A 23404-nucleotide genomic window follows, 5' to 3' on the forward strand; every position below is an offset into this window, starting at 1 on the left:
CAACGTCAGTTAACGGGCACCAGCGCTCGGGCGATGCGGGCCAGCACCGTGAAGCCCGCTTCCGTCGCGCCTCGGACGACATCGTCCAGCAGGTCCTGGGCGGCCCCGGTGTCGCCCAGCACCAGGTCCGCCTGGGCGGTGCCCAGCATCGACTCCAGCCGCTGCAGCCGGACGCCGGTGCGCTGCGCCAGCGCGAGCGCGTTCTCGTGGTGCGCCAACGCCTCTCGCGACCGCCCGGCGGACCGCTCGATCGAGCCGAGCGTGTTGAGCGCGTCGGTCTCGGCCCGCAGGTCCGCGAGCTGCCACGCCAGGTCGGCCGACCGCCGCGCGGTCCGCCGCGCGTCGTCGAGCTCGCCCGTGTCCCGCTGCACCCGCGCGAGCGTGTCGAGCGCATGCGCCTCGACACCCCGGTCGAACCGCTCGCAGAGCGACAACGCCTGCGAGACGTGCTCCAGCGCCGGGCCCAGCCTGCCGTTCTCCTGGTGGAGCAGCGCCAGCATGTTGTACGCGCTGGCGGCCAGCAGCGGGTCCACCTCGCCGTACAGGGCCAGTGCCCGCTGGTAGTGGCGCGCCGCCTGGTCGTGCTCACCGGTGAGCTGGCGGATGTAGCCGAGGTTGCCGGTGGCGCCCGCCTCCATCAGCCGGTCGGACGTGCTCCGCGCGATGTAGAGGCAGTCGTGGAAGTGGTAGTCCGCCACGGAGAGGTCACCGCGGTCCTGCTGCACCAGGCCGAGGAACATCAGGTTCGCCGCCTCGGCCTCGCGCCAGCCGCTGTCCCGCGCGAGTGCCAGCGCGGACTCCAGGTGCCACACGGCCTGCTCGTTGTCGCCCGTGCAGTGCCGGGCCTCACCGAGCAGGCGCCGCGCCGAGGCGAGTGCGCGCTGGTCGCCGGTCCGCTCGGCGTTCGCCTCGGCGATCGTGGCGAGCTTCAACCAGTCCGACACGGGCCTGCTGAGCCAGAAGTAGCCGCTGAGGCATTCGGCGATGCGCCGCGCTCCGTCGGGATGGCCCGCGTGCGAGGCCTGCTCGGCGATGACGACGAGGTTCGCCAGCTCACCGTCGATCCACGCCGTCGCCCGGTCGCGTTCCTCGTGGTCGGTCGACGCGATGCCGACCGCCGCGCACTCCACCGCGGTCACGTACGCATCCCCCAGTGACCGCGTCGCGGCCGCCCGGTCCTCGGCGCTGTCCGTCGCGTGCGCGATCTCCGCCGCGTACAGCCGGAGCAGGTCGTGCACGCCGTACCGGTCGCGGTCGGCCTGGCCGATCAGGTGCGCGGTCGCGAGCTGGTCGAGCACCGGCCGCACCTCGGCGGTGGAGACGCCCATGAGCGCGGCCGCGGACTCGACCGGGAACACCGGTCCTGGCAGCAGGCCGAGCAGGCGGAACAGCCGCTGCGCGTCCGGTGCCAGTGCGCGGTAGGAGAGGTCGAACGCCCTGCGCACCGCGAGGTCGTCGGATCCGGGCACCTGGAGCGACGACAACCGGCTCGCCATGAGGTCGCGGACCCCGTCGGCCAGTGAGCGGAACGGCAGGTTCGCCAGGTTCGCCGCGGTGATCCGCAGTGCGAGCGGGAGGTGGGCGCAGAGCTCGGCGAGCTCGGCGACCGCCTCGGGTTCCGCCGCCACCCGTTCGTCGCCGAGTGACGTCGCGAGCAGCGCCATCGCGTCGCGCTCGGGCAGCACGTCGAGCGTCACCCGGCGCGCGCCCTCGGCGACGACCAGGCCGTTGAGCCGGTCCCTGCTGGTCACCAGCACGAAGCAGCCGTCGCCCGCGGGCAGCAGCGGGCGCACCTGCTCGGCTGAGCACGCGTCGTCGAGCAGCACCAGGATCTTGCGGTCCGCCAGGAGCGTGCGCGCCGTCGAGGCCGCTTCGTCGACGTCGGTCGGCACCCGTTCGGCAGCGACGCCCAGCGCGCGCAGGAACCTGCCCAGCACGTCGATCGGCTCGGCGCCCGCACCGAGGCGGGCGTGCAGGTGCCCGTCGGGGAACCGGTCCCGCACCTGGTGCGCCCAGTGCAGCGCGAGCGCGGTCTTCCCGACGCCGGGCGCGCCGGTCACCAGGCCGATCGGGGTCCGCCCGAGCAGCGAGTCGAGCACGGCGAGCTCGGTGTCCCGCCCGGTGAAGCCGCACACCGCGGCGGGCAGCTGGCGCGGCACCGTCACGACCGGTGCGGCGGGCCGCAGGTCGAGCTCGGGATCGGCGCGCAGCATGCGCTGGTGCAGCTCGCGAAGCGCGGCACCCGGCCGCACGCCGAGCTCGCGGTCGAGCAGGTCGTGGACGTCGCGGTGCGCCTGCAACGCCTCGGCCTGCCTGCCGCAGCGGTAGAGGGCGAGTGCGTACTGCGCCCAGAGGCGTTCACGCAGCGGATGCTTGTCAATCAACGTCCGCAGGTCGGCGACCGCGTCGTGGTGCATGCCGAGCGCGAGCCTGGCGTCGATGTGGTCTTCCTCGGCGGCGAGCCGCAGCTCGTCCAGCCGCGCCACCTCCGCCCGCCCCGAGTCCGGCAGCGCGAGCCCGCTCAGCACGTCGTCGCGCCACAACGCGAGCGCCTGGCTCAGGTTCTGCACCGCGACGACCGCCCGGCCCGCGCGGGAGGCCGCCTTGCCCTCGCCCGCGAGCCGCTGAAACCGCGCCGAGTCGAGCTCGGACTCCGCGACCTGGAGCAGGTAGCCGTCTCGACCGGTCCGCAGCCGTTCCCTGCCGACGATCTTGCGCAGGTCCGAGACGTACGACTGGAGGTTGGCCCGCGCCGAGCTCGGCGGCGACTCACCCCACAGCCAGTCGACCACGGTGCCGGTCGGCACGACCTGGTTGCCGTGCAGGCACAGCATCCCGAGCAGGAGCCGTTGCTTGCGCCGCGTCGGCTGCGCGGGCCGGCCCCCGTCCGATCTCACCTCGAGCTGGCCCAGCACTCGGAATTCCATCGTTCCCCCCAGAACTAGATCCGATCGCAACCCTCCGTTCTACACAAGTCCGTGTGGCCGCGTGTGACTTCGCGTGTAGAGGCCGCCGAGAGGCTCCTCACGTGAAGATGAAACGCAGAACAGCCGTGCTCATCGGGCTCGCAGCCGCACTGGTGACGGGTGTGCTCGGCGCACCGCAGGCCGCCGCGGCGAGCACCCCGGACGGTCCGATCACCAGGTCCGAGGTGCTGACCCGCTCGCAGTCCTGGATCGACGCACGCGTGCCGTACGACCAGAACCGCTCGTACTCCAACCAGTACGGCACGTACCGCCAGGACTGCTCGGGCTTCGTCTCGCTGGCGTGGCACCTCGGCTCCAGCCGCTGGACCGGCAACCTCGGCGAGGTCATGCACGACATCCCGCGCGCCGATCTGAAGCCCGGCGACGCGCTCTTCCGGCACGACGGCTCGGTCCAGCACGTCGCGCTCTTCATCGGCTGGTCGGACGTCAACAAGACCCGGCCGATCGTGCGCGAGGAGTACATGAGCGGCCGGGTCGCGGAGCAGCGGGTGTGGGACGCCGGGTGGGCGGGCGGCTTCCTCCCCAAGCGGTACAACAAGATCGTCGACGACTCGACGCCACCTCGCCCGCGCGGCGACCACATCGGTGACGTGAGCGGCGACGGGCACGCGGACCTGGTGGCCACCAAGGCCGACGGCACGCTCCACTACTTCGCCAACAACATCAACAGCAGCCCGGAAGGCCGTCCCTTCGGCAACTACGACCCGATCGGCGTCGGCTTCGGACCGTTCACCAAGCTCCGCTCCGGTGACATCAGCGGCGACGGGTACGCCGACCTCATCGGCATCCAGGGCGACGGCACGCTGCACTACCTGCCGAACAACATCAACTCCAACCCCGGCCACCCCTACGGCAACGCCGAGAACATCGGCTCCGGCTTCGAGGAGTTCGACAACTTCGTCCTCGGCGACGTCAGCGGCGACGGCTACGCCGACCTGCTGGCGACGCGGGCCGACGGCACGCTGCACTACTTCCCGAACAACATCAACTCCAACCGCGCGCACCCGTTCGGGCCCAGGTTCGAGATCGGCACCGGGTTCCAGTTCTTCACCCAGCTGCGGGCGGGCGACGTCAGCGGCGACGGGTACGCCGACCTCATCGGCGTCCAGGCGGACGGATCGCTCCACTACCTGCCCAACAACATCAACTCCAACCCCAGCCACCCGTACGGCAACGCCGAGAACATCGGCTCGGGCTTCCAGGAGTTCAACAACGTCGTCACGGCGGACATCAGCGGCGACGGCTACGCCGACCTCATCGCCACGAAGACCGACGGGACCCTGCACTACTTCCCGAACAACCTCAACTCGAGCCCCGGCCGCCCGTACGGCCTCAGGTACCCCATCGGGTCCGGGTTCGAGATCTTCAACCGCATCGTCTGACCGATCACCGTTTCTGGGGGAAACAATGCGCAACACAGCTTTGAGACTCGTCGTCGGCGTGGCCGCGGCGATGGTCGTGACCGGTGGCCTCGCCACCACCGCACAGGCGGGGGCACCCGTCGGCACGGCGGCCTGCCCGGTGCCGCCCACCCGCGACCTCAACGTCACCAAGATCGTCTACCAGGTCGGCAAGCGGCACGCCGTGTCGCCGAAGGTGATGCTCGCCGGCTTCGAGGCGGGCTGGGTCGAGTCCCACATGAACAACCTCGGCTGCGGCGACGCGGACTCGCTCGGCGTGTTCCAGCAGCGCCCGTCGCAGGGCTGGGGCACGCCCGACCAGATCATGAACGTCGACTACGCGGCCACGCAGTTCTTCACCAGAGCCATCAACGTCGACCGGGCCAACCCCGGCCACACGGCGGGACAGGTCGCGGCGGACGTGCAGCGCCCGCGCGAAGACCTCAGGGGCCGCTACGACCAGTCCGAGCCGACCGCGCGCCAACTGCTCGCCGAGGTCGCCACGACCACGGGACGCGGTGACCGCATCGGTGACGTGAGCGGGGACGGGTACGCGGACCTCGTCGCCACCAAGGCCGACGGGACGCTCCACTACTTCCCCAACAACATCAACTCCAACCCCGGCCACCCGTACGGCAACTACGAGCCGATCGGCGTCGGCTTCGGACCGTTCACCAAGCTCCGCTCGGGCGACATCAGCGGGGACGGGTACGCGGACCTCATCGGCGTCCAGGGCGACGGGTCACTCCACTACCTCCCGAACAACGTCAACTCGAACCCCGGCCACCCCTACGGCAACGCCGAGAACATCGGCTCCGGGTTCCAGGAGTTCACCGAGGTCGTCCTCGGTGACGTGAGCGGCGACGGCTACGCCGACCTGCTCGCCACCAAGGCCGACGGGACGCTCCACTACTTCCCCAACAACATCAACTCCAACCGCGCGCACCCGTTCGGGCCCAGGTTCGAGATCGGCACCGGCTTCGAGTCGTTCACGCACCTCCGCGCGGGTGACGTCAGCGGCGACGGGTACGCGGACCTGATCGGCGTGCAGGGTGACGGAACGCTGCACCACCTGCCCAACAACATCAACTCCAACCCCGACCACCCGTACGGCGACGCCCAGAACATCGGCTCGGGCTTCCAGGAGTTCACCGGGATCGTCACCGGTGACGTGAGCGGCGACGGCTACGCCGACCTGCTCGCCACCAAGGCCGACGGCACGCTCCACTACTTCCCCAACAACATCAACAGCAGCCCCACCGGCCGGCCGTACGGATCCAGGTCCCAGATCGGCACGGGCTTCGAAGTCTTCAACAGGATCGTCTGACGTGGACGAAACGCAGACCTTCGGACGCAGACGGGTGCTGCAGGGTGCGGCACTGCTCGCGGGCGCCGGTCTCCTCGGTGGCGGGAGCCTCACGGCTTCCGCCTCCGCGGCGGCGTTCGACCCGCGGCACCGGTTTCTCAAACTGATCCCCGCCGGCGACGGCGTGATCTACGGGTTGCAGGCCGACGGTGTGCTGCAGTACTTCCGGCACACCGGCTGGGCCAACGGCTCCCCCACCTGGTCACCGGGCGCCGGGTACCCGATCGGCGACGGCTTCCACCAGTTCGCCGACGTGCTCGCGGCCCGCGGCGGGATCTTCTTCTGCCGCACCGGTTCCGGCGCCATCCGCCGCTACGAGTACGCCGTGGCGAACCCGCGACCGGCGAGGGGCGGTGGGTCGACGGGGGCGGCACGGAGATCGGGAGCGGGTTCCAGCAGTTCCCGCGGATCTTCGGTGGCTGGAACGGCGTGATCCACGGCGTCGACCCCGGCGGCGGGCTCTGGTGGTACCGCTACGACAACGGCTGGGCCAACGGCGGCGCGGGCGTCCGGATCGGCTCCGGGTTCCACGAGTACCAGACCCTCACCGCGGGCCCCGACGGCGTGATCTACGGCGTGCGGCAGGGCGGTGACCTGCACTGGTACCGCTTCCACCCGGACGGCGCGCGGTGGGACAACGGCGGCAAGCCGATCTGGGTCGGCAACGGCTGGGGCGAGGGCTTCCACAAGCAGGTGTGCTCGGACGACGAGGGTTGCGTCTACGCCGTCTCCGTCGACCGGGGCGCGGTGCCCGGCAACGACGACGCGCTGCACTGGTACCGGCTGATGAACGCGCGCACGGTGGCGACCGACGGCCGGTACGAGTGGCACGGCGGCGGCAGCGCGACCACCGTCGGCAACGGGTTCTCCGTCGAGCCGACCGGAGCCGTGCAGGGGTACGCCAGCTCGCTGACGATCCGCGCGGGCGAGCGGATCGGCTTCCCGATCTCGACCAGCCTCACCGGCGTCACCGCGGCGGTCGTCCGAATGCCCGGCCGGCAACGGGTTTCGGACCCCGCGCCGGTCGCGACCGGCGTCCAGCCGCTGCCGCCCGACTACCGGACCAGGGGCTGCGGCTGGGCCGAACGAGCCGGGCTCACCGTGCCCGCATCGTGGTCCTCTGGCCTGTACGCGCTGGAGATGACCTCACCGGGTGGGCTGCGCAGGCACGTCCCGTTCGTGGTGCGGCCGGTCCGCCCGTCCGCGCCGATCGCGTTCCTGGTGCCCACCAACACCTACAACGCCTACAACGTCTGGGGAGGACACAACCAGTACTCCGCGGGCGAGGAGGGACGGCAGCGCCAGGTCACGTTCCTGCGACCGAGCACGTCGACCGCGGTCGAGCCGACCGGGCGGATCGACCACCTCCTGCTCAGCGACCTGTTCCTGGTGAAGTGGATGGAGGACAACGGGTTCCGCCACGACTGCTACATCGACGGCGACCTGGACGCCGACGGGACGTGGTTGCGGCAGTACAAGGCGCTCGTGCTCGGCAGCCATCCCGAGTACTGGTCGGAACGCATGCGCCAGCGCGTCGTCGACTACCTCGCCGGCGGTGGCCGGCTGATCTACACCGGCGGCAACGGCATGTACGAGCGGATGAGCTACGCGAGCGGCACCGCGGTGACCCACCGCACCACCAAGGGTGCGCGCGACGAGTACCACGCCGACGGCAAGTCCGAGTCGCAGATCCTCGGTGTGGCGTTGACGGGCGCGTACATGGACTTCCACCCGTACCGCGTGGTCGCCGACCACCCGCTGCTCGCGGGCACCGGGCTGCGGCCGGGCGACCGGTTCGGGCACGTCGCCCACAACGGTGCGGCGAGCGGCTGGGAGGTCGACGCGCTGAACCCCGACCTGCCTGGGGTGCAGCACATCGCGCGCGGCGACAACCCCGGCGGTGGTGCCGACATGGTGTTCTGGCCGAAACCCAACGGGGGCTGGGTGTTCAGCGCCTCCTCGATGTCCTTCAACGGCGCGCTGCCGCACGACGCGGCGATCCGCCAGATCCTGCGCAACGTCTTCGACCTTGCGCTGTCCTGAAAACCGAACAATCTGGAGGGAACATGAGGAAGAAGCTCATCGGAGTCGCGTTGGCCGGTCTGGCCGCCGGCTCCATGGCGATGACGGCAACCGCATCACAGGCAGACCCGACCAAGGGCATCCCCAGGGTCGCCGACGCGCCGGTCGCCGCAGAGGTCGCGGCTGCCGCCGCGCAGTGCTGGCACACCTTCGAGCCGTCCGCGCCGAACGGGGGGCCGATGAGGCAGACCTACCGGAACTGCAACTCGTTCCCGGTCTCCGTGACCCCGGCGTGGGTCAACGGTGGCGGACAGATCAGCACCATCGTGAACGACTGCCGCACCGTGCAGCCCGGCGCGGAGACCGTGTGGAACCACGGGGCCACGTTCCAGGGCGTGAACTACACGGTGTCGCTCTGCTACGTCTGGTAGCACGGTAGAAGGGCCGCCTTGCCGCTGTGGCGAGGCGGCCCTTCTCGCTAAGCCTCGGGCAGTGCGGCGATGCGGGCGTTGATGCGCTCGATCTCCGCTTCGGCATCGGCCTTGCGGGCCTGGATCTTCGCGACCACGTCCGCGGGCGCCTTCTCGGTGAACTTCGGGTTGTTGAGCTTGCCCTCGCACTGGGCGAGGTCCTTCTCGGCGACCGCGAGGTCCTTCGTGAGGCGCTTGCGCTCGGCCACGACGTCGATCGTGCCGGACGTGTCCAGCTCGACCTTCACCGTGCCCTTCGGCAGACCGACCTCGAGCGTCGCGGAGACCGCGAACTCGTCGCCCGGCTCGGTGAGGCGGGTGAGCGCGCGGACGGCCGGGACCTGGTCGAGCATGTCGACGCAGCACGCGCCGCGGACCTTGCCCGCGACCTTCTGCGCCTGGCGCAGGCCCTGCTCGGAGCGGAACCGGCGGATCTCGGTCGCGAGCTTCTTCAAGCCCTCGATCTTGACCTTCGCGTCCGGGTCCTTCTCCGCGCCGGACGGCTGCGGCCACGGAGCGACGACCAGCGACTCGCCGCCGGTCAGCGCGGTCCACAGCGTCTCGGTGATGAACGGCGTCACCGGGTGCAGCAGCCGGTACACGACCTCGAGGACGTGCCCGAGGACGGACTGCGTCGACTCGACGGCGCCCTCGGCGATCTGGACCTTCGCGATCTCCAGGTACCAGTCGCAGAACTCGTCCCAGGTGAAGCTGTAGAGCGCGTCGCACGCCTTGGCGAACTGGAACGTCTCGAACTGGGAGTCCACATCGGACACCAGCTGGTCGAGCAGGTCCAGGATCCAGCGGTCTGCCGCGGTCAGCTCCTCGCGCGGCGGCAGCGGACGCTCCACAGTGGCCCCGTTGGCGAAGGCGAACTTGCTGGCGTTCCACAGCTTCGTGGTGAAGTTGCGGGCACCCGCTGCCCACTCCTCGGCGATCGCCATGTCCGAACCGGGGTTCGCGCCGCGCAGCAGCGTGAACCGGGTGGCGTCGGCGCCGTAGCTGTCCATCCAGTTCAGCGGGTCGATCACGTTGCCGCGCGACTTGGACATCTTCTTGCCCTGCGCGTCACGGATCAGGCCGTGCAGGTAGACGTGGTCGAACGGCTGGACCTCGTCCATCGCGTACAGGCCGAACATCATCATCCGGACGACCCAGAAGAACAGGATGTCGTAGCCGGTCGACAGGACGCTGGTCGGGTAGAACCGCTTCAAGTCCTCGGTCTCGTCCGGCCAGCCGAGCGTCGAGAACGGCCACAGGCCCGACGAGAACCAGGTGTCGAGGACGTCCTCGTCCTGACGCCAGCCGTCGCCGGCGGGCGCCTCGTCGTCGGGGCCGAGGCAGACGACCTCGCCGTTCGGGCCGTACCAGACCGGGATCCGGTGGCCCCACCACAGCTGCCGCGAGATGCACCAGTCGTGCAGGTTGTCGGTCCAGTCGAAGTAGCGCTTCGACAGCTCGGCCGGGTGGATCGTGGTGCGGCCGTCGCGGACGGCGGCGGACGCCTTGGCCGCGATGCCCTCGACCTTCACCCACCACTGCAGCGACAGGCGCGGCTCGACGACCGTGTCGCAGCGCGAGCAGTGCCCGACGGAGTGCACGTACGGCCGCTTCTCGGCGACGATCCGGCCCTGGTCGCGCAGCGCGGCGACGACCGCGGGACGCGCCTCGAACCGGTCCAGGCCCTCGAACGGGCCCTTCGCGGTGATGACGCCGCGGCCGTCCATGACGGTCAGGTTCGGCAGGCCGTGCCGCTGGCCGATCTCGAAGTCGTTCGGGTCGTGCGCCGGGGTCACCTTGACCGCGCCGGTGCCGAACTTGGGGTCGACGTGGCTGTCCGCGACCACCGGGACGCGGCGGCCGGTCAGCGGGACCTCGACCTCCTTGCCGATGAGGTGCGCGTACCGCTCGTCGTCCGGGTGGACGGCGACCGCGGTGTCGCCGAGCATCGTCTCGGCGCGCGTGGTCGCGACGACGATCGACTGGTCACCGCTGCCGTAGCGGATGGAGATGAGCTCGCCGTCGTCGTCGGAGTGGTCGACCTCGATGTCCGACAGCGCCGTCTGGCAGCGCGGGCACCAGTTGATGATGCGCTCGGCCCGGTAGATCAGGCCGTCGTCGAACATCCGCTTGAAGATCGTCTGGACGGCGCGGGACAGCCCCTCGTCCATGGTGAAGCGCTCGCGCGACCAGTCGATGCCGTCGCCGAGCCGCTTCATCTGGTCGAGGATCTTGCCGCCGTACTCCTCTTTCCACTCCCAGACGCGCTGGACGAACTTCTCGCGCCCGAGGTCGTGCCGCGACAGGCCCTGGTTGGCCAGGTCGCGCTCGACGGCGTTCTGGGTCGCGATGCCCGCGTGGTCCATGCCGGGCAGCCACAGGACCTCGTAGCCCTGCATGCGGCGGCGCCGCGTGAGCGCGTCCATGACGCTGTGGTTGAGGGCGTGGCCCATGTGCAGGCTGCCCGTGACGTTGGGCGGCGGGAGCACGATCGTGAACGGCGGCTTGTCGCTGTTCGCGTCGGCCGTGAAGTAGCCGCGCGCGACCCACCGCTCGTACAGCACGCCCTCTACCTCCGCCGGGTTCCACGCGGCGGGGAGGTCAGGACGCTGGGGCGCGTTACGGGTCTCAGTCACGGCTGAAGATTCTACGGAGAGGCACCTCTCGACTTGAAACGAGATACCTGCTGGCGAGAGTCGGGTGAGTGTCACGGGCGAAAATCGACGATCTGGACGCACCCCGCTCCTCGCCAGGTCGACGGCCGGATGGAGGCGATTCGCACCGGGCCGGACGAGGTCACCGTCCGCACCACCCACTCGTTCGCCTACGCGTTCGACTCGCCGAAGGTCGTGCAGATCGCGCACGTGCAGGCGGTGTTCCGAGTCGACGCGGACGGCCTGCACGTCACGTCCATCACGACGCGGTACGAATGAGCTGCTAACGCCGGAACAGGTTCGTCCGATCGAGTGAGTGTGAGCATTCCTGGGGGAATCGAAGACCATCCTGACCTGCGCGACGAGAAGTGGATCAAGCAGGCGTCGAAGCGCGCCAAGCGCGAGATCAGAAAGAGCCGCCGCCGCGCGCGCATGAGGCAGCACAGCGGCAAGATCGTCACGGCCATCTCGCTGGCCGTCATCGGCGCGGTGCTGTTCGGCCTGCACAAGACCGGTGAGCTGCAGAAGTTCCTGCCGGACGACGTGTCGCTGCCGTCCATCGGCGTGCACCTCGACCAGCCGTTCAAGGGCACCATCGTCGAGGGATGGGCGGACGGCGAGGCGGGCATCAAGGCGCCGGACGCGAACCCCGAGTTCGCGACCGCCTACGACCAGGTCCGCAAGTTCATCGTCGCGGCGGAGCTGGACGAGGCGATGCTGGTGAACCACGACCCCGAACCGCTGGCCGCGCTCGTGCTGGCCGGCGAACGGGACTGGGTGCGCGAGTCGGTCGCGGGCGGGTCGATGGGCACCCGCGTCCAGAAGGGGCAGCAGCTGCTCCCGGACGCGCCCAAGGTGGACGGGTCCATGTCGGCGACCACGACCAAGCCGGGCGTGGTGACGGTCAAGGCCAAGTACGCGATCGCGTACGCGTTCCACACCGACGCGCCGCAGTCGCTGACCGACCAGACGGACATCATCTCGATCGTGCGGACCGAGTACACGTTCACGGTCACCGCGGACGGGCTGTCGGTCGAGAACGTCGCCGGCTACCAGTTCTGGATCGCGTGCAAGGCGAGCAAGGCGGGGTTCCTCGCGCCGAGCTTCACCGAGCCGCACCTCTACGACGGGACGGGCGGCGCCGACGCCGACGTGAACCCCAACGCCCCCATGCCCACCGAGGGCACCTGCAAGGACAACTGAGACACCACTGGACGACCGCGGGCACGCGAGGTGAGCGAGGGCCGAAAACACACTCACCCGATCAGCGGTGACCACGGATAGTGGCGCAGGTCACAATCTCTGTAGCCGGACCGTCCGCGTCCTATGTGGAGGTTCTTGGGAGTACTGGGGATATCTGGTCACGGACCCGTTCAACCCCTTGGGGCCCGTGGCCGCCGCGCCGCTGGCATGTTCTTCGGGGGCATGCTGGCGGCGCTCGCACGTGAGGACGAGGATGGGGGCATGACCAGCAAGCCCCCGTCGCACGACGTCGACGAAACCCAGCTCGAAGTCTCCGCCCCGAAGAAGTGGGCCGCCGGTATTCCCGGTGTCGTGGTGTCGCTGCAACGCGGCGTCGAGCAGATGGGCGTCGGGCGCACGGTCAAGACACTCCGGCTGCTCAACCAGCGGGAAGGCTTCGACTGCCCCGGCTGCGCGTGGCCGGAGCCGCAGGGGCACCGGCGGATGGCCGAGTTCTGCGAGAACGGGGCGAAGGCGGTCGCCGAGGAGGCGACGAAGCGCCGCGTCACCCGTGAGTTCTTCCAGCAGCACTCGATCGCTGAACTGGGTGAGAAGACGGACTACTGGCTGGGGCAGCAGGGCAGGCTCACCGAGCCGATGGTGTTGCGCCCCAACGCCACGCACTACGAGCCGATCGGCTGGGACGACGCGTTCTCGCTCGTCGCAACGGAACTGAACAGTCTCGCGAGTCCGGACGAGGCGGTCTTCTACACGTCGGGCCGCACGAGCAACGAGGCCGCGTTCCTGTACCAGCTGCTGGTGCGCGCGTTCGGCACGAACAACCTGCCGGACTGCTCGAACATGTGCCACGAGTCGTCCGGTGCGGCGCTCATCGAGACGACCGGCGTCGGCAAGGGTTCGGTGTCGCTCAACGACATCACCATCGCGGACCTCGTCGTGGTGGTCGGCCAGAACCCCGGCACGAACCACCCGCGCATGCTGAGCGCGCTCGAGGACGCCAAGCGCAACGGCGCGAAGATCATCGCGGTGAACCCGTTGCCGGAGGCCGGGTTGCTGCGGTTCAAGAACCCGCAGAACGTGCGCGGCGTCATCGGCAGGGGCACCGAGCTCGCGGACGAGTTCGTGCAGATCAAGATCGGCGGCGACCAGGCGCTGTTCCAGGCGATCGGGCACCTGCTGCTGTCCTGGGGCAAGGTCGACCAGGAGTTCATCGACGAGAAGACGCACGGCTTCGCCGAGTACGCCGAGCACGTCAGCACGATCGACTGGGATCGGGTCCTGCACGCGACCGGTCTCACGAAGGACCAGGTCAAGCGGGTCGCCGGCATGTTCGTCGACTCCGAGCGCACGATCGCCTGCTGGGCGATGGGCCTCACCCAGCACAAGCACGCGGTGCCGACGATCCGCGAGGTCACGAACGTGATCCTGCTGCGCGGCATGATCGGCAAGCCAGGCGCGGGACTGTGCCCGGTGCGCGGGCACTCGAACGTCCAGGGCGACCGGACGATGGGCATCAACGAGAAGGCTCCGGAGAAGTTCCTCGCCGCGCTGGAGGACGAGTTCGGCATCCCGGTCCCCCGCGGCCACGGGCACGACACGGTCAACGCGATCCGCGCGATGCGCGACGGCAAGGCGAAGGTGTTCTTCGCGGTGGGCGGCAACTTCGTCTCCGCGACGCCGGACACGCCGGTCACCGAGCAGGCGATGCGCTCGTGCTCGCTGACCGTGCAGGTCTCCACGAAGCTCAACCGCTCGCACGTGGTGCCCGGCACCACCGCGCTGATCCTGCCCGCGCTGGGCCGCACGGAGAGCGACCTGCAGCACTCGGGCGAGCAGTTCGTGACGGTCGAGGACTCGATGTCCTGCGTGCACCGCTCGCAGGGACGGCTGGCGCCCGCGTCGGACCAGCTGCTGTCCGAGATCTCGATCGTGTGCCGCCTGGCGCGCAAGGTGCTCGGCCCGAACCACCCGGTGCCATGGGAGGCGTTCGAGCGCGACTACGACCGGATCCGCGACCGCATCGCCAACGTCGTGCCCGGCTGCACCGACTACAACGCGAGGGTGCGCCAGCCGGACGGTTTCATCCTCCCGCACGCGCCGCGCGACTCACGCGAGTTCCCCGGCACGAACACGGGCAAGGCGAACTTCACGGCCAACGAGCTGACCGTGCTGGACGTGCCGCCGGGCGCGCTGCTGCTGCAGACCATGCGCAGCCACGACCAGTACAACACCACGATCTACGGCCTGGACGACCGCTACCGCGGCGTCAAGGACGGCAGGCGCGTGGTGCTGGTGAACCCGGACGACATCAAGCAGCTCGGGCTCTCCGACGGGCAGATGGTCGACCTCGTCTCGGAGTGGCCGGACGACCCGACGGGCGTCACGAAACGCCGCGCCGAGTCGTTCCGGGTCATCTCCTACCCCACCGCACGTGGCTGTGCGGCGTCGTACTTCCCCGAGACGAACTCGTTGGTACCGCTCGACTCCACGGCCGAGACCTCCAACACGCCCACCTCGAAGTCCATCGTCGTGCGACTGGAGGCGACTACTCGAGGATGACCGAGTAGTTGCTCCCGCTGGCCGCGTTCGGGCCGAGTGCGACCTCACCGGCCGGGAAGCCCTTGGCGAACAACTGGAAGGTCTTCGGCGAACCCTCGTTGTTCACGAGCTGAAGACCGGTGTCGAGCCACAGGTTGTCCATCCACGGACGCTTCCCGGACCGGGTGTCGACCGCGACGTAGACCAGCGCGTCGCGGTTGATCGTGAAGCGCACCAACGGGTTCTGGGTCGCGGACTTGGAGTCGTTCGCGGTCCGGATCCAGGTGGCACCGGCGATCTCGGCGGGCACGGTCGTGAACGTGAACGCCCGGTCGCCGTACTGCGCGACACCGGTCCGCAGGTTGGCCTGGATCGACCAGTCGCCCGCGTTCGCCGTGTCGGCGACGGCCAGGTCACCGACCTCGAGCTGGCCGCCGCTGCCGACGGTCAGCACCGCGGTCGCCGTGTGCGACACGGGTCCCGCCGTGCCGGTGACCGTGATGTTGGACGTCCCGTTCGGCGTCGACGGGAGCGTCGCGACGGTCATCGTCGACGACTCACCCGGCTGCACCTGCGCGGGGTTGAACTGCACGACCGTGTTCACCGGGACGTTCTCCGCGTCCAGCGAAATCGGTCCCGGCGAGCCCGAGATGGCCGCCGTGCGGATGGCGTACGACGCGGTCTCGCCGGGCTGAACGGTCCGCGACGGCGGGTCGACGGCGATCTGGAAGTCGTTGCCCACCGTGCACTTCTCGGTCGAGCCGGTCGCGTTGATCCGCGGCGAGCCTGGCCCGCGGAAGCAGTACCCGTTCACGGACTGGAACCCGACGTCGAACGGGCTGGACGTGCCCTTCTCGACGCTGAAGTTCTCGAACGTGATGTCGCTGCTGCTGTTGGCGATCACGGCCGGGCGGCCGTCGTTGGAGTTGAAGTCCACCGAGCTGTTCACGAACTTGATGCGGTCGGCGTACCGGATGTACCAGCCGTAGGCGGGCCGGGTGCCGATGCTGTTCGGGTTGTAGTTCTTGGGGTCGTTGGACGGCGGGTTCGTGGACATGGTGCCGTTGCCGCCGGGCACGGTGATCTTGACGTTGTTGAACGTCACGTCGCTGACGTGGCCGCCGGGGTCACCCATGATCGTCGGGCTGAACGACGGGGACGCGCCGCTGATCGTGATGTTGTCGTAGGTGATGTTGCTGATGGTGCCGACGCCGGGGTTGTTGCCGCAGCGCTTCCTCGCGCCCACCTTCAGCATGATCGGCGAGCGGACGCCGGACACGGTGATGTCCTTGTAGTGGACGTCGGAGATCCTCGCGCCGTCCATCGACACCAGGCCGAGCCCGGACTTGTTGGAGCCCTTGATGTCGATGCGCTGGAAGTCGTAGCCGGTGAAGTCGCCGCACGTCTCCGAGCCGAACATCAGCGCGTTGCAGCACCCCGCGGAGAGCTTGGTGTCGTACACGCGCACGTTGCCGTTGGTCAGCTTCTGCCCGAGCGCGTAGTCGCTCTTGAACGCGAGCGCGTCGTCGTTGCCCGCGAAGTTGCCGTTGGTGATCGTCACGTTGGTCGTGCTGATGACGTTCCAGCCGTCGCGGTCGCTGGCGGTGTCGATGACCAGCTTGTCGGACACGACGTTCTTGCAGCCGTTGATCAGCATCGCGAAGTGGCCGCCGCGCCGCAGCTTGATGCCGCTCACGGTCAGGTTCTCGCACCTCGTCAACGAGATGATCTTGTCGGCCTGGCCGGACGAGGGGTTGCCGGTGATGAGCGCGCCGCCGCCGTCGATCGTGCCGGAACCGACGAAGCCGATGTTGGTCAGCCGGTCGCCCCAGATCATCGCGTTGTGGAAGTGACTGTGGCCGTAGTCCTGGAAGTCGTCCCACTGGTTCGGCTCGGGCGGGTCGTAGCCCGAGCCACCGGCACCCATGATCGTCGAGCCCGCGTCGAGCTGGAACGTCACGTTGCTCTTCATGTGGATCGAGTTGGGCGACCGGTACGTGCCGGACGGGAACTGGACGATGCCACCGCCGGCCTCGTTCGCGGCGGTGATGGCTCTGTTGATCGCCGCCGTGTCATTGGCTGAACCGTTGCCGACCGCGCCGTAGTTCTTGACGTTGTGGACTGCCGCCTGGGCTGGTTGTGCGAGCATCGCCATCGCGACGATCGCCGCCCCCGCAGCTACACCGAGTTTTCGGAACACCGCTGTTCTCCTCGGGCCTTGTAGTCAAAATGTAAGCAGGGTGAAAACCTTTACAGCGGCGGCAGTGCATCAGGCTACGCCTGTTATGGGGATGACACGAGGCCACCTTTGGCTGCTGGGGACGTTCGCGGTTCTGCTCGTCGCGACGTGGTGGGATCCGATCTGGCCCGCCGAGCAGGCGTTGCACAACTCGCTGACGCTGGTCGCGCTCGGCGTGCTCGGCCGGGTCCAGAAACGGCGCCCGATGCCGGTCCAGACCTGGGCATGGGCGTTGTTGTTCCTCGCACTGCACACGGTCGCAGCGCGCTGGATCTACTCGTACGTGCCGTACGACGACTGGACATCAGCGCTGTTCGGAGTGCGCCTGTCCGAGGTGTTCTCCTGGCACCGCAACCACTTCGACCGGTTGGTGCACTTCGCGTACGGACTCTGCCTGGCGATGATGCTCAGGCTCAAACCACTGCGGTCACTGGAGATCGTGATCGCGACCAGCGCTCTCTACGAGCTGCTGGAGTGGGTGATCGCGATGACGCTCGGCGCGGAGACGGCCGAGGCCTACAACGGGCAGCAGGGCGACATCTGGGATCCGCACAAGGACATGGCACTCGCCCTGCTGGGAGCCCTTGTCGCGGTCTGGTCTCAGGCCGTGGCGGGACGGCGCACGGGTGCGCCGGTCCACTCGGACTCGGGCTTCTCCCGCGACTTCGACTCGGCGCGCGAGAGCCGGTGAACCTTCGCGTCCTGCTCGAAGTCGCGCTGTCGCTGGTTTGCGATTGCAAGCGCGTCTAGGTGATGCATCATGACGAACCTCCCCAGGTCGGAACGGGATCTACTTCTCGGGTGCGACCGACGTGCTCAGGAAGAACCGCACCGGACGCGCACCCTCGGGGCGCGCCTCGGGCCGCTCGGCGCGGTCGCCGTAGCGGGTGAAGATCTCGACGATCTCGGCGCGCATCTCGGCGAGCTCGTCCGCGGTCAGGAACTTGGTCGTGCTGTTCGTCGCGATCGACCGGCGCCACTCGTCCGGCTCGAGCTCACGGCGCCGCATGCGCTCCTTGATCTGGCTGAACTCCTGGTCGAAGAACGCCATCGCGGCCGCCTCGGCGGCCAATGCGCCCTCGTCGTCCAGTCCTTCGGCCGAGATGCCCTGGTCGCGGTCGGTCAGCCGCCAGGGCTTCTGCCTGCCGGGACCCTGCACCTCTTCGACGAACCCGTACTTGGCCAGCATGTTCAGGTGGTACGAGCAGCTGGCCACGCTCTCGCCGAGCTGCTCGGCGCAGAAGGTCGCCGTGCTCGCGCCCCGGTCGGTGAGCAGGTGGATCAGCTTCCACCGGAAGGGGTGCGAGAGCGCCCTCAGCGCTTTGGGGTCACTGACATACCCGTCGGCCATGAGCCAACGGTACAGGTATCAAGGAACCTATATCAAGGGTTCTTGTTAAAGGTTTCTTGCTACAGGTTCTCCAGCACCGCGCGGGCCGCGTTGTGGCCACCGATGCCGCTGACCCCGCCGCCGCGCCGCGACCCGGCACCGCAGATGAACAGGTTCGCGACGTCGGTCTCGACGCCCCACTGGCCGACCTGCTCGTCGGTCTCCGCGAACGGCCAGTCCAGCTCGCCGTGGAAGATGTTGCCGCCGGGCAGCCCCAGCTCGGCCTCCAGGTCGAGCGGCGTGCGCGCCTCGATGCACGGGTTGCCGTCGGCGTCCGTCGCCAGGCACGTCTCGATCGGCTCGACCAGGTGCTCGTTGAGCTGGCGCAGGTAGCGGCCGACGAGCTCGTCCCGCAACTCCTCGTTGCGCCCCTCGAAGAGCGACGCGGGCAGGTGCAGGCCGAACAGCGTCAGCGTCTCGTGGCCTGCCAGCGAGGCGCCGAGGATCGTCGGGTCGGTCAGCGAGTGGCAGTACATCTCGCCGGGCAGCACGGACGGCACCTGGCCCGCGGCGCTCTCCAGGTACGCGGTCTCCAGCTGGTCGTAGGTCTCGTCGAGGTGGAACGTCCCGGCGAACGCGAGCCGCGCGTCCACCCCGCTGCGCAGCTGCGGGAGCTCGCGGAGCAGCATGTTGATCTTCAACTGGCAGCCCGGCGCGTCCGGCGTGACGTCCTTGCCGCGCAGGCGGTCCAGCAGCGACGGCGCCACGTTCGACAGCACGAAGCGGGCGTCGACGGTGGTGTCGCCGTAGGTGACCCTGGCGGTCTTGCCGTCGGCCTCGACCTCGGTGACCTCGGCGCCGGTGACGATCTCGACGCCGGCCTCGCGCGCGACGCGGGCGAGCTCGGCGGTCACGTGGCCCATGCCGCCGACCGGCACCTTCCACTCGCCCGTGCCGTTGCCGATCACGTGGTACAGGAAGCACTTGTTGGCCGCGAGCGAGTGCAACGAGGTGTGCGTGCCGATGAGCGCGTCGGTCGCGACGACGCCGCGCACGAGGTTGTTGTCGAACAGCTCCTGCAGCGTCTGACCGATGGGCCGCTCGAAGACCTGGTCCCACAGCCGCGCGCGGGACACCGCGTCGACGCGGACCTTGGCGTGCGCCTTGGACTCCAGCGGTTCGAGCAGGGTCGGGGCGAGCGCCTGCGCCATCACCTCGAGGTCGGCGTACCAGCGCTGCCACCTCTCCCAGTCGTCGAGCGAGCCGCAGACCGAGCGGAACGACTCGGCGGTCGCCTCGCCGGGGTCGCGCTCGACGAGCAGGCCGCCCTTGCCGTCCGGCGTGTACGACGAGGCCGCGCGCGACCGCAGGTGCAGCCGCAGGCCGAGGTCGGAGATGATCTGGTCGGGCAGCAGGCTCACCAGGTACGAGAACCGCGACAGGCGTGCCGCGACGCCCTCCCACGGCTCCGCGCTGACGGCCGCGCCGCCGACGTGGTCCAGCTTCTCCAGCACGAGCACCGACCGGCCGGCCTTGGCCAGGTAGGTGGCCGCGACCAGCCCGTTGTGCCCGCCACCAACCACAACGACGTCATGCATGCGCCTCTAGCCTTTCGTGGTACTTCGAGTCCACCGGGCGAACCATCTCGTTCGCGACGAACCCGACCGCCAGCAGTCCGATCATGATGTAGAGCGAGGTCGTGTACAGGTCGGGACCGGCCTTGCCCGCCGCCTTCTGGCTGTCCGCGATCGCGTTGACGATCAGCGGGCCCAGCACACCCGCGAGCGACCAGGCGGTCAGCAGCCTGCCGTGGATGGCGCCGACCTGGTAGGTGCCGAAGAGGTCTTTCAGGTACGCCGGGACCGTCGCGAAACCGCCGCCGTAGAACGACAGGATCACCATGGCGCACACGACGAACAACATCTTGGAGGCGTTGCCCGCGAGCGCGATCACCAGGTACGTGAGCGCGCCCGCACCGAGGTACAGCCGGTAGATGTTCTTGCGCCCCACCAGGTCCGATGTGGACGACCACACGATTCGGCCCGCCATGTTCGCGAGCGACAGCAGTGCGACGAAGCCCGCGGCGGCGGTCACGGCGACCGGGGCGTCCGTCTGGGCGAAGAAGTCGCGGATCATCGGCGACGCCTTCTCCAGGATGCCGATACCAGCGGTGACGTTGAAGCAGAGCACGACCCACAGGCACCAGAACTGGGGCGTCTTGATCGCGTTGCTGGCGGAGACGTTGAAGGCTGCCGGAATGTTGGAGCCTGCGACGACCTTCTGCTCGGTTTCCTGCGCGGGCACCCGGACCAGGAGCACGCCGACGGACATGAACACCGCGTAGACCAGGCCGTGCACGAGGAACGTCTTGGCGATGCCGCCCGTGTCCTTGCCGAACGACTCCAGCATCGCGGTCGACCAGGGTGACGCGATCAGCGCGCCACCGCCGAAGCCCATGATCGCGATGCCGGTCGCCATGCCCGGCCGGTCCGGGAACCACTTGATCAGCGTCGAGACGGGCGAGATGTAGCCGATGCCGAGCCCGATGCCGCCGACGAAGCCGTAGCCGAGCACCACGAGCCAGTACTGGCTGGTCGCGACGCCCAGCGCGGAGATCAGGAACCCGGACGAGAAGCACACAGCGGAGGTGAACATGGCCCAGCGCGGGCCGTTGCGCTCGACGAGCGTGCCGCCGAACGCGGCGGACAGGCCGAGCATGACGATGCCCAGCTGGAACGGCAGCGCGCTCTGCGTGCCGGTGAGACCGAGTGCGCCTTCGAGCGGCGGTTTGAAGACGCTCCAGGCGTACGCCTGCCCGATGGCCAGGTGGACGGACAGTGCTGCGGGAGGGACCAGCCAACGGCTCCAGTGGGGTGGTGCGACGGTCCTGGAACGGTCGAGGAAACCCATTCGCCAGCACCTCCGTAACCTGGTTGAGGACCCACTCGAAAACTTAGCGGTCCGAAGGAGTTGTGGACATGGGTCGCGTGACCGTTCGGCGAGCGGTGGTCAAGGTGTCGTCGAGCGGTCGGCTGCGCAAGGTGGACGCACTGGCCGCCGAGGAGCCGCTCGAGCTGCGCGTGGTAGGCCGCGCGCTGGCCGTCACGATGCGCACACCTGGTCAGGACGTCGAGCTGGCGCACGGGTTCCTGCTCAGCGAGGGCGTGATCGGCTCGCTGGAGGACGTCTCGATCGCGCGGTTCTGCGAGGGCACCGGGCCGGACGGCCAGAACACCTACAACGTGCTGGACGTGGCGCTCGCGGAGGGTGTCGCTCCCCCGGAGACCGGGGTGGAGCGCAACTTCTACACGACGTCGTCGTGCGGGGTGTGCGGGAAGGCCGCGCTGGACGCGGTGCGGCTGAAGACGCGGTTCTCCCCCGCCGCGGACCCCGTGCGGGTGTCGCCCGAGGTGCTGTGCGGGTTCCCGGACGCGTTGCGGGAGCGGCAGAAGGTGTTCGAGTCGACCGGCGGGCTGCACGCGGCGGGCCTGTTCACGGCGTCCGGCGAGCTGCTGGTCGTGCGCGAGGACGTGGGACGGCACAACGCGGTCGACAAGGTGCTCGGCTGGGCGTTGATGCAGGGACTCGTGCCGCTGCACGGCACGGTGCTGATGGTGTCCGGGCGGGCCTCGTTCGAGCTGGTGCAGAAGGCCGCGATGGCCGGGATCGCGGTGCTGGCGGCCGTGTCCGCGCCGTCGTCGCTGGCCGCCGAGCTGGCCGAGGAGCAGGGCATGACGCTGATCGGGTTCCTGCGCGGCTCGTCGATGAACGTCTACACCGGACAGGAGCGCGTGAGCGAGGTCGCGTCGGTCGTCCGGGCATCCGCTCACGACGACCGAGCGCAGCGAGATCAGGCGTGAGCGAATGACCGGACGACCGACCTCATCGGCGACCTCGCCGCCATCTCCGGAGGAGGGGCCATCCAACACGGGACCGCTTGACGGCGTTGTCGTCGTCAGCCTCGAGCAAGCGGTTGCCGTGCCCTACGCGACCCGGCTGCTGGCTGACCTGGGCGCCCGCGTGATCAAGGTCGAACGCCCTGGTGTCGGCGACTTCGCCCGGCACTACGACTCGTCGTGCGGCTCGGTGTCGTCGTACTTCGCGTGGACGAACGTCGGCAAGGAGTCGCTGACGCTCGACATCAAGGCGCCCGAGGCGCGCGAGGTGCTGAACCGGCTGGCGGCGCGGGCGGACGTGCTGCTGTGCAACCTGTCGCCGGGCGTGTGGGAGCGGCTGGCGCTGGACCTGCCGTCGTCGCTGGTCGTGGGCGAGCTGTCCGGGTACGGCGCGGACGGGCCCTATTCGGGGCGCAAGGCGTTCGACGCGCTCGTGCAGTCCGAGGCGGGCCTGGTGTCGCTGACCGGCGAGGGTGACGTGGTGGCGCGGGCCGGGATCTCGGTCGCGGACATCGCGGCGGGCGTGCAGCTCCAGTCGGCTGTGCTGGCAGCACTGCTGCAGCGCGGGCGGACGGGCCGGGGCTGCTCGCTGCGGCTGTCGCTGTTCGAGGCGCTGGCCGAGTGGATGCACCAGCCGCTGCTCTACGCGGCCGGTACGGGTGCCTCAGCACCGCGCACAGGCGCGCACCACCCGAGCATCGCGCCCTACGGCCCGGTGCCGTGCGCGGACGGCTCCGTGCACCTGGCGGTGCAGAACGACGGTCAGTGGCAGCGGCTGTCCGCGCTGGCAGGGATCCCCGCTGATCCGCGGTTCGCCACGGTGTCGTCGCGGGTCTCCCACCGCGACGCGTTGCAGGCTTTGCTGGCCGAGGCGTTCGCGTCGTTCTCGTGCGCCGACCTGCTCGCGGCGCTGGACGCGGCCGACGTGCCCGCCGCGCTGACGCGTCCGATCACCGATCTGGGCGCGCACCCGCAGCTCGCGGCCAGGTCGCGCTGGGTGGACGTCGAGGTGCCGGACGGGTCGGCCCGGATGCTGCGACCGCCGGTGGACGGGTTCTCGTGGTCACCGGGTGCCGTGCCGTCACTCGGGGCGCACAATGATCACGTGCTGCACTGGATCGGTTACTCAGCGGAAGATGTGGCCGAATTACGCGCGCGATCCGTTCTCTAGGTGTGATGTCCAGGGACGTTGTCCCGGTTTGGGCGGGTGACGGCCTGTCGTGAAGACAGGTGAAGGCCTCTGGTTGTGAAGTGGAGCTGTCGAGGAACCGCTTCACATGTCCGGAGGCCTTCGTGTCC

The 23404-nt window shown here is 69.3% G+C and carries 17 protein-coding genes; 11 read left to right on the forward strand and 6 right to left on the reverse strand.

What is annotated here, in order from left to right:
- Positions 1-5: 5 nt before the first annotated feature.
- Positions 6-2927 (reverse strand): AfsR/SARP family transcriptional regulator, encoded by a 2922-nt coding sequence (locus tag FKR81_RS32650; protein WP_146357949.1) that lies wholly within the window; start codon positions 2925-2927, stop codon positions 6-8.
- A 107-nt stretch (positions 2928-3034) separates the two neighbouring features.
- Here FKR81_RS32650 and FKR81_RS32655 point away from each other — a divergent pair, with 107 nt between their 5' ends.
- The 5 genes from FKR81_RS32655 to FKR81_RS32675 are packed head-to-tail and all read left to right on the forward strand — an operon-like array spanning position 3035 to position 8206.
- Positions 3035-4369 (forward strand): C40 family peptidase, encoded by a 1335-nt coding sequence (locus FKR81_RS32655; protein ID WP_235921889.1) that lies wholly within the window; start codon positions 3035-3037, stop codon positions 4367-4369.
- A 25-nt stretch (positions 4370-4394) separates the two neighbouring features.
- Complete coding sequence (locus tag FKR81_RS32660; RefSeq protein ID WP_146357953.1) at positions 4395-5714, forward strand: FG-GAP repeat domain-containing protein; 1320 nt, start codon at positions 4395-4397, stop codon at positions 5712-5714.
- 1 nt (position 5715) lies between these two features.
- Positions 5716-6186, forward strand: coding sequence for a tachylectin-related carbohydrate-binding protein (locus FKR81_RS32665; RefSeq protein ID WP_146357955.1), 471 nt, complete (start codon positions 5716-5718; stop codon positions 6184-6186).
- Positions 6183-7796, forward strand: coding sequence for a N,N-dimethylformamidase beta subunit family domain-containing protein (locus FKR81_RS32670; protein WP_146357957.1), 1614 nt, complete (start codon positions 6183-6185; stop codon positions 7794-7796). The genes FKR81_RS32665 and FKR81_RS32670 overlap by 4 nt, the downstream gene beginning before the upstream one ends.
- A gap of 23 nt (positions 7797-7819) precedes the next feature.
- Positions 7820-8206 (forward strand): hypothetical protein, encoded by a 387-nt coding sequence (locus tag FKR81_RS32675; protein WP_146357959.1) that lies wholly within the window; start codon positions 7820-7822, stop codon positions 8204-8206.
- Between the two features lie 47 nt (positions 8207-8253).
- On the opposite strand, the gene FKR81_RS32680 is transcribed toward FKR81_RS32675, so the two are convergent.
- On the reverse strand, positions 8254-10881 hold the full coding sequence (locus FKR81_RS32680; protein WP_146357961.1) for a valine--tRNA ligase: 2628 nt from the start codon (positions 10879-10881) through the stop codon (positions 8254-8256).
- Between the two features lie 129 nt (positions 10882-11010).
- Between FKR81_RS32680 and FKR81_RS43905 the strand changes: the two genes are divergently transcribed.
- The 3 genes from FKR81_RS43905 (at position 11011) to FKR81_RS32690 (ending at position 14661) form a co-directional block, all read left to right on the forward strand.
- A complete protein-coding gene (locus FKR81_RS43905; protein WP_186763306.1) occupies positions 11011-11178 on the forward strand; it encodes a hypothetical protein in 168 nt (55 codons plus the stop codon).
- Positions 11179-11217: 39 nt separating this feature from the next.
- Positions 11218-12102 (forward strand): hypothetical protein, encoded by an 885-nt coding sequence (locus FKR81_RS32685; protein WP_146357962.1) that lies wholly within the window; start codon positions 11218-11220, stop codon positions 12100-12102.
- Between the two features lie 261 nt (positions 12103-12363).
- Positions 12364-14661, forward strand: coding sequence for an FdhF/YdeP family oxidoreductase (locus FKR81_RS32690; protein ID WP_146357964.1), 2298 nt, complete (start codon positions 12364-12366; stop codon positions 14659-14661).
- Here the strand turns inward: FKR81_RS32690 and FKR81_RS32695 are convergent.
- The gene (locus FKR81_RS32695) at positions 14648-16840 is read right to left on the reverse strand and encodes a glycosyl hydrolase family 28 protein (RefSeq protein WP_235921887.1); all 2193 of its coding nucleotides are present in this window, start codon (positions 16838-16840) and stop codon (positions 14648-14650) included. The genes FKR81_RS32690 and FKR81_RS32695 overlap by 14 nt on opposite strands.
- 91 nt (positions 16841-16931) lie before the next feature.
- Here FKR81_RS32695 and FKR81_RS32700 point away from each other — a divergent pair, with 91 nt between their 5' ends.
- Positions 16932-17570, forward strand: coding sequence for a DUF2238 domain-containing protein (locus tag FKR81_RS32700; RefSeq protein ID WP_186763307.1), 639 nt, complete (start codon positions 16932-16934; stop codon positions 17568-17570).
- A gap of 99 nt (positions 17571-17669) precedes the next feature.
- Here the strand turns inward: FKR81_RS32700 and FKR81_RS32705 are convergent, their stop codons facing one another.
- Genes FKR81_RS32705 through FKR81_RS32715 form a run of 3 tightly spaced genes read right to left on the reverse strand, consistent with a single transcriptional unit; the run spans position 17670 to position 21119 of the window.
- The gene (locus FKR81_RS32705; protein ID WP_146357968.1) at positions 17670-18230 is read right to left on the reverse strand and encodes an ArsR/SmtB family transcription factor; all 561 of its coding nucleotides are present in this window, start codon (positions 18228-18230) and stop codon (positions 17670-17672) included.
- 59 nt (positions 18231-18289) lie between these two features.
- Complete coding sequence (locus FKR81_RS32710) at positions 18290-19807, reverse strand: phytoene desaturase family protein (RefSeq protein ID WP_146357970.1); 1518 nt, start codon at positions 19805-19807, stop codon at positions 18290-18292.
- The gene (locus FKR81_RS32715; protein ID WP_146357972.1) at positions 19800-21119 is read right to left on the reverse strand and encodes an OFA family MFS transporter; all 1320 of its coding nucleotides are present in this window, start codon (positions 21117-21119) and stop codon (positions 19800-19802) included. Before FKR81_RS32715 ends, FKR81_RS32710 begins: the two co-directional genes overlap by 8 nt.
- Before the next feature lie 68 nt (positions 21120-21187).
- Between FKR81_RS32715 and fdhD the strand changes: the two genes are divergently transcribed.
- The gene (gene fdhD / locus FKR81_RS32720) at positions 21188-22069 is read left to right on the forward strand and encodes a formate dehydrogenase accessory sulfurtransferase FdhD (RefSeq protein ID WP_146357974.1); all 882 of its coding nucleotides are present in this window, start codon (positions 21188-21190) and stop codon (positions 22067-22069) included.
- A gap of 4 nt (positions 22070-22073) precedes the next feature.
- On the forward strand, positions 22074-23276 hold the full coding sequence (locus FKR81_RS32725; RefSeq protein ID WP_146357976.1) for a CaiB/BaiF CoA transferase family protein: 1203 nt from the start codon (positions 22074-22076) through the stop codon (positions 23274-23276).
- Positions 23277-23404: the final 128 nt, after the last annotated feature.

The organism is Lentzea tibetensis (assembly GCF_007845675.1).
GTDB lineage: Bacteria > Actinomycetota > Actinomycetes > Mycobacteriales > Pseudonocardiaceae > Lentzea > Lentzea tibetensis.